At 70.9% G+C, this 12,102-nt stretch carries 10 protein-coding genes; 2 read left to right on the top strand and 8 right to left on the bottom strand.

All coding sequences use genetic code 11. The annotated features are described in order from the left end of the window. The first annotated feature begins 11 nt into the window (after positions 1–11). Entirely contained in the window at positions 12–209 is a 198-nt protein-coding gene (locus tag ACH4D3_RS31405; RefSeq protein ID WP_356862550.1) for an acyl-CoA carboxylase epsilon subunit, read from the top strand. A 268-nt stretch (positions 210–477) separates the two neighbouring features. Here ACH4D3_RS31405 and ACH4D3_RS31410 read toward each other — a convergent pair whose 3' ends face one another. The 8 genes from ACH4D3_RS31410 to ACH4D3_RS31445 all read right to left on the bottom strand — a co-directional run bounded on the left by ACH4D3_RS31410 (position 478) and on the right by ACH4D3_RS31445 (position 11,282). Beyond that, positions 478–1,059: an ATP/GTP-binding protein gene (locus ACH4D3_RS31410; RefSeq protein WP_030216560.1), complete on the bottom strand. Its 582-nt coding sequence runs from the start codon at positions 1,057–1,059 to the stop codon at positions 478–480. Then, entirely contained in the window at positions 1,040–1,612 is a 573-nt protein-coding gene (locus ACH4D3_RS31415; protein ID WP_398329107.1) for a DUF742 domain-containing protein, read from the bottom strand. The genes ACH4D3_RS31410 and ACH4D3_RS31415 overlap by 20 nt, the downstream gene beginning before the upstream one ends. 94 nt (positions 1,613–1,706) lie before the next feature. Next, entirely contained in the window at positions 1,707–2,120 is a 414-nt protein-coding gene (locus ACH4D3_RS31420) for a roadblock/LC7 domain-containing protein (protein WP_004983065.1), read from the bottom strand. A 10-nt stretch (positions 2,121–2,130) separates the two neighbouring features. Further along, on the bottom strand, positions 2,131–5,397 hold the full coding sequence (locus ACH4D3_RS31425; protein ID WP_398329110.1) for a nitrate- and nitrite sensing domain-containing protein: 3,267 nt from the start codon (positions 5,395–5,397) through the stop codon (positions 2,131–2,133). Between the two features lie 406 nt (positions 5,398–5,803). Continuing rightward, entirely contained in the window at positions 5,804–6,379 is a 576-nt protein-coding gene (locus ACH4D3_RS31430) for an ATP/GTP-binding protein (protein WP_003973455.1), read from the bottom strand. Beyond that, positions 6,360–6,758 carry a DUF742 domain-containing protein gene (locus ACH4D3_RS31435; RefSeq protein WP_003973454.1) on the bottom strand — a complete coding sequence of 133 codons (399 nt, stop codon included), beginning with the start codon at positions 6,756–6,758 and terminating at the stop codon, positions 6,360–6,362. Before ACH4D3_RS31435 ends, ACH4D3_RS31430 begins: the two co-directional genes overlap by 20 nt. A gap of 111 nt (positions 6,759–6,869) precedes the next feature. Further along, a complete protein-coding gene (locus tag ACH4D3_RS31440) occupies positions 6,870–7,283 on the bottom strand; it encodes a roadblock/LC7 domain-containing protein (RefSeq protein ID WP_003973453.1) in 414 nt (137 codons plus the stop codon). 9 nt (positions 7,284–7,292) lie between these two features. Continuing rightward, the gene (locus ACH4D3_RS31445; protein ID WP_398329114.1) at positions 7,293–11,282 is read right to left on the bottom strand and encodes a nitrate- and nitrite sensing domain-containing protein; all 3,990 of its coding nucleotides are present in this window, start codon (positions 11,280–11,282) and stop codon (positions 7,293–7,295) included. A gap of 602 nt (positions 11,283–11,884) precedes the next feature. Here ACH4D3_RS31445 and ACH4D3_RS31450 point away from each other — a divergent pair. Then, positions 11,885–12,073, top strand: coding sequence for a hypothetical protein (locus ACH4D3_RS31450; protein WP_398329117.1), 189 nt, complete (start codon positions 11,885–11,887; stop codon positions 12,071–12,073). Positions 12,074–12,102 lie beyond the last annotated feature (29 nt).

The following is a 12,102-nucleotide window of genomic DNA, read 5'->3' on the forward strand; positions in this document are numbered from 1 at the left end:
GAGCCACTTCCATGTCCACTTCCGACATCCGCGTCGAGAAGGGCCACGCCGAGCCCGAGGAAGTCGCCGCCATCACGGCCCTCCTCCTGGCCCGAGCCGCCGCCCGCCCCGCCGAGATCGCCCCGACCCACGGCGGCGGCCGCGCCCGCGCGGGCTGGCGCCGCCTGGAGCGCGAGCCGGGTTTCCGAGCGCCGCACAGCTGGCGCTGAGCTCAGCCTGCATACAGGTCGAGGCCCCTCCACAACGGAGGGGCCTCGACCTGTATGCCGGGTCTCTGCTCGACGCCGGGCCAGGCAACTAACCCAGGGGCGCGGGGAACTGCGCGACCAGCCACGTACTGCCCGCACCCGGCAACGAAACCGCCCCCGGCAGCCCAGTGGCCGCAGGGGGCGTCGCGCAACCCGGCGCTGACGGGGTGCCGCCTGCGCCCACCCGTGCCGCCCCAGCGGCACGACTGCCCGCAGGCTGGGCGGCGTGCTAGCGCAACCGCGCCATCAGTGCGTGCTCCACGAGAGTGATGAGTGCCGACTTCGCGTCGGCCCGATGCCGCGCGTCCGTCGTGATGATCGGCGTGTCCGGGCCGATCTGGAGGGCCTCGCGGACCTCGTCCGGCTGGTACGGCTGCTGGCCGTCGAAGCCGTTGAGCGCGATCACGAACGGCAGACCGCTGTTCTCGAAGTAGTCGACGGCCGGGAAGCAGTCGGCCAGCCGCCTCGTGTCGACCAGGACGATCGCCCCGATGGCGCCGCGCACCAGGTCGTCCCACATGAACCAGAACCGGTCCTGGCCGGGCGTACCGAACAGGTACAGGATCAGGTCCTGGTCGAGCGTGATGCGGCCGAAGTCCATGGCGACCGTCGTGGTCGTCTTGTCCCCCGTGTGGGTGAGGTCGTCGATGCCCGCCGAAGCGGATGTCATCACGGCCTCGGTGCGCAGCGGGTTGATCTCCGAGACAGCGCCGACGAACGTGGTCTTGCCCACGCCGAAGCCGCCCGCCACCACGATCTTCGCGGAAGTGGTGGAGCGGGAAGGACCGCCGCTAGAGCTTGCGAAGTCCACTGAGCACCCTTTCGAGCAGTGTCACGTCTGGCTGGCCGCCGGCGCTCTCGTCGCCGCCGGGCTGATGGATGGCGACCAGTCCCGCCTCCGCCAAGTCGGCGACGAGGATCCTGGCCACACCGAGAGGGATCGTCAGGAGGGCCGAGACCTCGGCCACCGACTTGATCTCCCGGCAGAGGTTGCAGATCCGCTGATGCTCGGGCAGCTGGCCCTGCATCTGGTGCGGCTGCGCGGTGGTGTGCACCAGCGCCTCGATGGCGAGCTGGTACCGGGGCCTGGTGCGGCCGCCCGTCATGGCGTACGGGCGCACCAGGGGGTTGTTCGACGCCCCGGCGGGCGCCGGCTCAGGGGTGCGGCGTTGCGGCTGCACGGGCTGGATGCGCGGAGCATGCGGCTGGTCGTACGGCGAAGGGCCGGGGCCCTGCGGCGCGTACGGCTGCCGGTGGCCCGGCACGGAGGGGTAGCCGTACCCGTTCGCCGAGCCGTCGCCTTGGCCCTGACCAGGGCCGTACGACCAGTTGCCCGATGACGGACCGCCTGGGGGTGTTCCCACTTTTTCCTCCTCCGACTGTGCCTGGCACCCATCGCTGTGGAGCCGCGTCCCGAAACTTTACGGCCACGGGACGCCAAAACGCACCGTCTGTCCTTTAGTTGAGAAGGCTCCCTTGGAGCTCAGCCCGCAGATCGGGGGTCAAAACCGTACCGGCACGGTCCACCAGAAGGGCCATCTCGTACCCAATGAGACCGATGTCCGCCTCGGGGTGTGCGAGAACCGCGAGGGACGAGCCGTCGGAGATGGACATGATGAAGAGGAATCCGCGCTCCATCTCCACAACCGTCTGGTTCACGCTGCCGCCCTCGAAGATGCGCGAGGCACCGGCGGTCAGCGAGGTCAGGCCGGAGGCGACGGCCGCGAGCTGATCGGCTCGGTCGCGGGGGAACCCTTCGGACATCGCCAGAAGGAGTCCGTCGGCGGAGACCACCACCGTGTGGGACACCCCCGGGGTGTTGTCCACGAAGTTGGTGATCAACCAGTTCAGGTTCTGCGCCGCCTGGCTCATCGGGCTCACACTAACGCTCCTGGTTGTAGGTGCTGTCAGGACCACGGTGTTCATTCCCTGTGTCCTGGCCGTTCGTTTCACTGCCTGCGTTGCGGCCTCGCTCGACGCCGCGCCGCAGGTTGCTCAGCCTGCCCCGGACGTCCTCCGGAGCGCGGGAGACCTGGGGGCCTCCCTGTGGAGTGGTCTCGGCCGCGCCCTCGACCAGGTTGGCCTTGGGTACCCGGCGCGGGAGGCCCGAGGAGGTCACCCCGCCCGCCTTGGGCTTGCGCAGCGAGGAGGCCTGCTGCCAGCGGTCGTCGTTGGCCGACCGCCAGGTGTCCTCGCCGCCCGTCCCCGGTGCGGCGGCCGGCGTCTCCTGGCCCACGTGCCCCGCATTGCCCGCGCCGCTCGCGGTGGATCCGCGGCGGGGAAGACCGGCGTCGGTCAGCTCGTGGGCGGCGGAGGGGGCCGGCCCCGGACGCTCGAAGCCTACGCGGTCCGCCTCGGTCACGTCAGCGGCCTCGGCGGATTGCGCCTGAGGGGCACCGGTCGGGTACTGGTCCGGATATCCGTTCTGGTATCCGTCCTGCTGCGGCCAGTCGTCCTGGTGGCGCCGCTGCTCGAAGGGCGAGTGGTTCCCGGACTCCGGGCCACCGCCGTTCGGCGCGTAGTACTGCTCGTCGTACGACGCCTGCCGCGGTTCCTGGTACGCCTGCTGCGGGTCGGCGTACGCCGACTGCTGGTCGTACGCTCCGTTCGGCGACTGCGGGTACGCGCCGCCGGGCGACTCCTGGTAGGCGCCGTTCGGCTGCTGCTGGTAGCCGTCGGCGGACTGGTCGTATCCCGGCTGCCGGCCTTCGTAGCCCGGCTGCTGTCCGGTGAACTGGTCCTGGAAGCCGATGGCCCCGTCGTTCCCGGCGACGCCCTGGTCCGCGGGACCGGGCAGCTCGGGGTGCGACTGGGCCTCCAGGGCCGCGCGGCGCTCCTCGCGCATCAGCGAGCGGCCCACCGGGTCCAGCTCACGTATGTCGTCGGGGATCTCGGCGTACCGGCTGTCGTCGAAGCCCAGCTCGGCGGCGGTGCGCATGGGCTGCCCGACCTGGCCCACCTGGCCGAAGTTCTCGCCCTGGAAGTTCTGCTCCGGGATGATCTGCGACACGGTGAACTCGTCGCGCTGCTGCTGCTCGCCGCCGCCACCATGGGTGATGGCGTCCGGGAGCATGACCAGCGAGGTGGTGCCGGCCTGCTCGCCGGAGGGGCGCAGCTGGACGCGGATGCCGTGCCGGTCGGACAGCCGGCCGACCACGAACAGGCCCATGCGCTGCGAGATCGCGGCGTCCACGGTCGGCGGGTTGGCCAGCTTGTGGTTGATGTCGGCGAAGTCCTCGGCGGTCAGGCCGATGCCCTTGTCGTGGATCTCGACCATCACACGGCCGTCGGGCAGCCGGGTCGCGGTGACGCGGACCTTGGTCTGCGGCGAGGAGAACGTGGTGGCGTTCTCGAGCAGCTCGGCGAGCAGGTGCACGAGGTCGGTCACGGCGCGGCCGTGGATCTCGGCCTCCGGCACCCCGGACAGCTCGATGCGCTCGTACTGCTCCACCTCGGAGGAGGCGGCGCGCAGCACGTCGACCAGCGGGACCGGCTGGTCCCAGCGGCGGCCGGGCTCCTCGCCGGCGAGGACCAGGAGGTTCTCGCCGTTGCGGCGCATACGGGTGGCCAGGTGGTCCAGGCGGAAGAGGTTCTCCAGCTGGTCCGGGTCGGCCTCGTTGTTCTCCAGGTCGGTGATCAGACTCAGCTGGCCCTCGATCAGCGACTGGTTGCGGCGCGACAGGTTGGTGAAGATCGCGTTGATGTTGCCCCGCAGCAGGGCCTGCTCGGCGGCGAGCCGGACCGCCTCGCGGTGCACCTGGTCGAAGGCGCGGGCGACCTCGCCGATCTCGTCGGTGGAGGTGATCGGGATCGGCTGCACCCGGGTGTCGACCCGGCCGGGGTCGGTGCGGGAGAGCTGGTCGACCAGCATCGGCAGCCGCTGCTCGGCGATGCCGAAGGCGGCGTTGCGCAGCCGGCGCATGGAGCGGCTCATGCCGCGGGCCACCATGCCGGCCAGGATGAACGCGGCGAGCAGTGCGATCACGACCGCGGCACCCGTGATGTAGGCGTCCCGCTCGGCGTCGTCGGCGATCGTGGACGCCTCGGACACCGCCTTGTCGGCCAGGTCCGACTCGATCTTCTGGTACGCGTCGAACTTGAGGGTGTTGACCGCCCACCAGTTTTCCGGCGTGATGCCCTGCTGGGCCAGCTCCGCGCGATCACTGGTGTCGGTGGATTCGAGTCCGGCCAGCTCCGAGATCATCGTCGTCGGGTTGGACGGCGGCGGAACGTAGTCCGGGTCCTTGGCCTTGGCCTCCTTGGCCATGGCCGCGCCGTCCTCCTTGAGCTTCGCCTCGGCGTCCTCGAGCTTCTGCGCGTCCGCCTCGGTGCCGCCGCCGATGTACTCCTCGACCGCGATGCGCTCCAGGTAGGCGTACGAGGAGAGCGCGACGCGCTGGCTGGCGAGGTGGCCGGGCTCCGGACCCGGCTTGACCAGCATGTGCATGCCGATGGAGCGCTCCAGCGAGAGCGCGGCCTTGGTCAGGGAGATCGCGTAGACGGTACGGCCGTAGGAGGTGATGTTGCCGGTGCCCAGACCGAGCTCGTTGGCGAACTCCATGAGGGGGTGGGCGACACCGGTGTAGCCCTCCTCGGTCTCCACGCCCTTGAGCTTGGAGGTGTACGCGGCCGCCCGCAGCGTCTGGAGCTTGGGCTCCTGCTCGCGGAACACCTTCAGCCGGCGCTCCAGGCCGGCCTTGCCGGGCATGCCCTGGGCCGCCGCGTCGAAGGCGTCGGCCGCCTCGTCGGTGGCCTGGCGGGCCGCGGCGACGGTGGTGTCCTTCTCACCCTTGCCCTGCAGCAGGGGGGCCGCGGTGATGTCGCGCTCGTTGTAGAGGGCGTTGGCGTAGCCGAGGGAGGCGCGCACGAGACGCGCGGTGCTCTCGGCGTCCTCGGCGTCCTGCCAGGTGTCGATCGAGCTCTTCACCTGGAAGCCGCCCATGACGAGGCCGACCAGCACGGGTATGAGCAGGATCGCGTTCAGCCGGGTGGTCACCCGCCAGTTGCGCGGCGTGAAACGGCCACCGCTCGGCGCGGGCGGCTCGGCCTTGGGTTCCGCGTCGGGGGCGGGGGCGGGCGCCGCTGTGCGCGGCGGCGGGGTGAAGTTGCCCCGGGCCGATGGCTCGGGACTGTTCTTGCTTCGCCTCACTCGACCAACAACCTCTCGGCGGTCGGCACCTGTGTCGTGCCGCTGTGTCTCAGAACCCACTCCGTCAGTCATCGAGTACGCGCTACTGCTGAGTACGTCTTAGACCATGGGGCAGTTCTGGCATTCCAGCACGGCGACCAGCGCTCTTCCAAACAGTGGAACGCGGGGGTTGCACGTGATGTAAGCCCCACGTAAAACGGTCATAAAGAGCGAGGTCCGTCAAAAGACGAGGCGTTCGTGCGCGCAGCGAGACCAGTCGACCGCGTCGCGTGTCGGTACCACCCGATTCCTCTGCCGAAACGTTATGAACAGCGGAGCCGACCGTGTCAAAGGACACAGTCGGCTCCGAACCGTCTACGACAAGTGCCGTAGACCCCTGCCGACTTGGCTGCGGCGGTCGGTGGACCTACCGCAGACGCGCCATCAGCGCGTGCTCGACCAGTGTGATCAGAGCCGACTTCGCGTCGGCGCGGTGCCGGGCGTCGGTCGTGATGATCGGGGTGTCCGGGCCGATCTGCAGCGCCTCGCGCACCTCGTCCGGCGAGTAGGGCTGCTGGCCGTCGAAGCCGTTGAGCGCGACGACGAACGGCAGACCGCTGTTCTCGAAGTAGTCGACGGCCGGGAAGCAGTCGGCCAGCCGGCGGGTGTCGCACAGCACGACCGCGCCGATGGCACCGCGCACCAGGTCGTCCCACATGAACCAGAACCGGTCCTGGCCGGGTGTGCCGAACAGGTACAGGATCAGGTCCTGGTCGAGCGTGATGCGGCCGAAGTCCATGGCGACCGTCGTGGTCGTCTTGTCCCCGGCGTGTGTGAGGTCGTCGATCCCGGCGCTGGCCGAGGTCATCACGGCCTCGGTGCGCAGGGGGTTGATCTCGGAGACGGCGCCCACGAACGTGGTCTTGCCGACGCCGAAGCCGCCGGCCACCACGATCTTCGCGGAGGTGGTCGCCCGCCCTCCGTCAGAGCTTTCGAAGTCCACTGAGCACCCTTTCGAGCAGTGTCACGTCAGGCGCACCGCCGTTGTTCTCGTCTCCGCCAGGCTGGTGAATGGCGACGAGTCCTGCCTCCGCGAGGTCCGCGACCAGGATTCGCGCCACACCGAGCGGCATCGCCAGCAGGGCCGACACCTCGGCCACCGATTTCACCTCGCGGCACAAGTGGCAGATCCGCTGGTGCTCGGGAAGCAGCCCCATGAGCGCTGCCGGGTCGGCCGTCGTACTGATCAGCGCCTCGATGGCGAGCTGGTAGCGCGGCCTGGTCCGGCCACCGGTCATCGCGTAGGGACGTACCAGCGGCTGGTCGCCCTCGTCCTCGTACGGCTCCGCGTACGGATCATGAGAGGCGGTGGGCGGGGTCATGAATCCTCCGGGCGGGACAGCAAGTCGGTCAGTCAAGCCGTCTGACGAGGCCGGTGGGGGGATTGTGGCGGCCGGACGGTGATTTGGTAACACGGGTGGTGCCGGGGCCGATCAGTGGAGCAGACTGCCTTGTAGTTCGGCGCGCAGGTCGGGTGTGAGGACCGCACCCGCGCGGTCGACCAGGAGCGCCATCTCGTAGCCGACGAGGCCGATGTCGCACTCCGGGTGCGCGAGGACGGCCAGGGACGAGCCGTCGGAGACGGACATGAGGAAGAGGAACCCCCGCTCCATCTCCACGACCGTCTGTGCCACGTTGCCGCCCTCGAAGATCCGGGACGCCCCGGCGGTCAGTGAGGTCAGTCCCGAGGCGACGGCCGCGAGCTGGTCGGCGCGGTCGCGAGGGAAGCCCTCGGACATCGCCAGGAGAAGTCCGTCGGCGGACACGACGACGGTGTGGGACACCCCCGGGGTGTTGTCCACGAAATTCGTGATCAACCAGTTGAGGTTCTGTGCCGCCTGGCTCATCGGGCTCAACTAACGCTCCTGCTGGTGAGTGGGCCGCGGGTAGCTGCCGGTCTGGTTGGTACCGGCCTGACGGCCCTGTGCGATTCCCCGACGGAGATTGGTCAGCCGGCCGCGCACGTCGTCGGGCGCACGCGAAACCGCCGGACCGCTCTGGTGCGACTGCTGCTGAGCCGTCCCCGGGACGAGGTTGGCCCGGGGGACCCGGCGCGGAAGGCCGGAGGTGGTGACCCCACCCGCGGCCGGCTGCCTGACGCGCTCCGCCTGCCGGACGAGATCGTCGTTCGGCGAGCTGCGCCAGGCCGAGGTGGCCGGCCGCTGGGGGGCCGCCGGGGTCTGGGGCTGGGCGGCCTGCGGCTCCGGGGACGCGGCCGGGGCGGCCTGCGGCGCCCTCGCCTCGCGGTCACCGTGGAACCAGTTGGTCTCCAGCGTGTCGTACAGCGGCGTACGTCCGTCACCGGGACCGGAGGCCGGGGGCAGGGCCCAGCCGTCTCCGGGCCGCTGCGCGGGAGTTCCGTTGGTGTTCTGACCCGCGGGCTCCTGCGGAACCGGTCGCTGCGGGGCCGGCGGGCGCGGGGCGCCGAAGTCGTTCCCGCCCTGCGTGCCACCCACCTGCGGACGCTCGAACTGCCCGGTAACGGCCGGGTTCTGACGGCCCGGCAGGTCGTGCTGACCGGTCGAGCCGCTGTCGTAGCCCTGAGCGGCTGCGAACCGGTCGGCCGGGGCCTGGCCGTTCGGGGCCGGCTGACCGCCGAAGACGTCCGAGCGGACGAAGGCTCCGCCGTCCTGCTGCGGGGCGGCCGGCTCGGGTCGCGCGAACTGGTCGTTCTGCGGGGCGTCCTGGCCGAACCGAGCCCGGTCGTACTGGTCCTGGCCGGGCCCGGCCTGACCGTACTGGCCCGGCGCGTACTGGTCCTGCCCGTACTGGCCCTGCTGACCGTACTGGTCCTGCTGCCCGTACTGGTCCTCGTACTCGTTCCGCGCGTCGTACTGGTTCTGGCCGGGCTGGGCGAACTGGCCGGTGTCCTGCGACTGGTCCCGACGGGGCGCCGGGGCGTCGAAGTCGGGGCGGGCGAACTCGGCCGTGGCGGCGGGGGACTGGGGCTCGCCGAACCGGGGCACGGCCGGCATCTCGGCGGTCGAGCCCGGGCCCTGACGCTCGTCGAGGCGCGGCGTCCGGTCGGTGCGGGAGCTGTCCGGCTCGTCGTGGCCGCGCGGGGCGTCCAGCGAGGCCCGCGGCACCGGCGGCTGCGCGTTCTCGTCGCTCCAGCTGGGCACCCGCGGCTGCGGGTTGCCGCCGGGCAGCTCGGCTCGGGGACCGCCGCGCGGCGGCAGCTGCGGACGACGGCCCTGCTCGGCGTCGCCGTTGCCGCCCCGCTTGCGCTGCGCGGGTGCGCCGGGAGTGCGGTTCCCGCCGAACATGTCCTGACCCTGCGAGGCGTCGCTCGCCGGTGCGTTGCCCTGCGGCGCGTTCATGCCCGCGGCCTGGAGGCCCTGCGGAGCACCGGGTGCCTGACCGGCACCGGCGCCCGCGCCGGCCGGGGCCGGGCGGTTCTGCTGGCCCGGACCCGCCGGGGACTGGGGCCCGCGCGGTCCACCCTGCGCACCCGGGCGGCCGCCCGCGTCGCGCCCGGGCAGTGCGGCCCGCGGTCCCTGGCCGGCACCGAGCCGGCCGCCCGGCGCACCGGCGCCGAGGGCACCGCCGCCACTTCCACCGCCGAAGGCGCCGCCGCCCGCGAGGGCACCGCCGCCCTGACCGCCACGGCGGGCCGCGGCGACACCGGCGGCCGCCTGCGCGGCGGCCGGACCGCCGTTGCCCGCGCCGGGCTGACCCGGCTTCGGCTGCGGCTTGCGGCCGCCCTGGGCGACGTCGACGGGCAGCATGACCAGCGCGGTCGTACCGCCGGAGTCGGAGGGGCGCAGCTGGATCCGGATGCCGTGGCGCTGCGAGAGGCGGCCGACCACGAACAGACCCATGCGGCGGGAGACGGAGACGTCCACGGTGGGCGGCGAGGCGAGGCGCTCGTTGATCGCGGCCAGGTCCTCCGGCGAGAGGCCGATGCCGGTGTCGTGGATCTCGATCAGCACCCGGCCGTCGGGCAGGGCGTGACCGGTGACCTTGACCTTGGTCTGCGGCGAGGAGAACGAGGTCGCGTTCTCCAGCAGCTCGGCGAGCAGGTGCACGAGGTCGTTGACCACGCGGCCGGCGACCTCGGTGCTCGGCACGGAGGCCAACTCGATGCGCTCGTACTGCTCCACCTCGGAGGCGGCGGCGCGGAGCACGTCGACCAGCGGCACCGGTCGGGTCCAGCGGCGGCCGGGCTCCTCACCCGCGAGGACGAGGAGGTTCTCACCGTTACGGCGCATACGCGTGGCGAGGTGGTCGAGCTTGAACAGCGAGGACAGCTGGTCCGGGTCGGCCTCGCGGGACTCCAGTTCGGAGATGAGCGAGAGCTGGCGCTGGATGAGGCCCTGGGAGCGGCGCGAGAGGTTGGTGAACATCGCGTTGACGTTGCCCCGCAGCAGGGCCTGCTCGGCGGCGAGGCGGACCGCCTCGCGGTGCACGTCGTCGAAGGCCGCGGCCACTCGGCCGATCTCGTCCCGGGAGTGCACACCGACCGACTCCACCGAGGTGTCGACGTCCTGCGGGTCGGTCTCGGAGAGCTGCTTGACCAGCTCGGGCAGCCGGTCCTGGGCGACCTTGGTCGCGGTGTCCTCCAGGCGGCGCAGCGAGCGGATCATGGACCGCGCCACGACGAACGCACCGACCAGCGAGACGCCGAGCACGAGCAGGATGAGGACACCGGAGATGATGGCCTCTTGCTCGGACTCGTTGCGCAGCTCACGGGCCTGCTGCTCCATGTCCTCCAGCAGCTTCAGCTCGATGTTCTTCATCTGCTGGATCTTGGTGGAGCTGTCGTCCAGCCAGTCCTGGTAGGACCGGGACTTCAGGCCGGCCAGGCCGTTGACCCGGCCCAGTGCCCGCCCGGCGTACTGGTCGGACGCCTCGATCACCGGGTTGCCCTCGGAGATCGGCTTGAGCAGGTCCTCCGCGCCGTCGCCGTAGATGCTGGTGAAGCTGCGGATCTCGGAGGTCTGGCTCTGCAGCGCGGACTGGGCGTACAGCCGGTCGTTCTCGGCGAGATCGCCCTTGCTGGTGTTGTTCGCGGGGAGGGCCGCGGCGAGGACCGCGCGCTGGATCGACGCGTACTCCTTGGCCGAGGAGAAGGCCGACAGGGCGCGCGTGCGCTGGATCATGTCGGGGTTGCTGGTCGCCTCCGCCATGTCCTGCGAGAGGTCGAGCAGGTGGGTGATCAGGCGGTGGTAGGCCTCGACCGTCTGGGTCGAGTTGTCCTTCGCCGTGTACGCCGTGCTGCGGATCTTGGTCAGGTCGTTCAGGTCGCTCGCGATGCCGACGAGGCTGTCGCGCACGCCGACGAGCTTGCCGTCCTTGCTCGCCGCGTCGATCTGCTCGGACTTGTCGAGGAAGTTCTTCAGCGCCCGGTCGGTCTGCTCGCGGTCGCCCTTGACGGCGATCGCGCTGGACTTCGAGCCGTGGGCCAGCGGACCGGCGGACTGGTCGCGCTCCTCCTGGAGCGCGGCGGCCAGCTCCGTGGCCTGCTTGGTCATCTCGGTCAGCAGCTTCATGTTCTCGAGCTGCTGGATGTCGTCCATCGACTGGTTGATGCGCAGCGCGCCCAGCGAAGTCGCCGCGACCACCGGAAGCGCCAGCAGCGACACCAGACGGGTGGAGATCCGCCAGTTGCGCAGGGCTATTCGCGGGCCGGGGCCGGTCGAGCCCTTGGCCGGCTTGGTGGGCGACTGCTGGCCGGGAGCGGACGAGCCGGCCGCCTGACCGGCGCGCTCCCCGCTGTCGCCGGGCTGGGTCTGGCCCGGGTTCTGGGCGTGCTGGGGCGAGGAGCTGACGGCCTTGGGGCCAGTCCCGCCCTGCGGCTCCGGCTCCGCCGAAGCGCTGCCATCCCTCTTGAAACGTCCCTGCACTAGCGTCGCAACCTCTGGACCAGGCGCCCCGCCGCGTGAACGGCCGGGCACGGTGTCGGCGTCAAAGGGGCGCCCTGAATACGCCCCTGTGTTGGTCGTGAGTGACCGGCGCTGGTTCCCCCTTCTCGCCGCCGCTCGGCGCTGGTGTGCGCCCCCTGTGCGCCGGCTCGATCCCGCGGCGGTCCGTGGAATTCCAGCACAGTGCAGGATCTCCAACAAGGCCCGTGGGGCAGGGCGTGAGATACGTGACAGCACGTGAGGGCCGGGTCACCGGACGTAGAAGGTGATCACCCGCAAACCGGGCGTATGCCCGCGAGTCGCCGAGGCGTGGAGGGTGTCCCAGTCGACATGATCAGCAGCGGAATGATGCCTTCAGATGTGCAATGTCGGTTTAGTCGGAGTGTGCTGGGCGTCGCAATTGACCGGTTTGACCCTTGATAAGTGAGCAAACTCACATCCGGATCATGGACTCCTCCGCGGTTCACGGGGAATCGCGTGTTTAGCCTGACGCTTTACAGAGAAGGCAAAACCGACAACCCGCGCCCTCGCAGCGGCCTTCGCCGCCCCTCGGGCGCCCGGACACGACAGGGCCACGTACAACCGTGAAGACGACGATGATGTTCCACAAGATCGCCAACCCGCGGCGCACGACGCTGGCGCACCTCCAGGACGCCGACGAACTGCGGACGCCGGAGCAGCCGGAGCACGCCGTCGAGCTCCCCACCCAGACCGCCAACCCCCGCCGCACCATCCTCATGGAGGCCCCGGTCACGGCGTCGGTCGCAGAGTAGTACGACGCCGGGTCGCCCCACGTTCAGCG

Origin of the sequence: Streptomyces sp. NPDC018026 (genome assembly GCF_044327745.1) — a bacterium.
In the GTDB taxonomy this organism is placed as follows: domain Bacteria; phylum Actinomycetota; class Actinomycetes; order Streptomycetales; family Streptomycetaceae; genus Streptomyces; species Streptomyces rubrogriseus.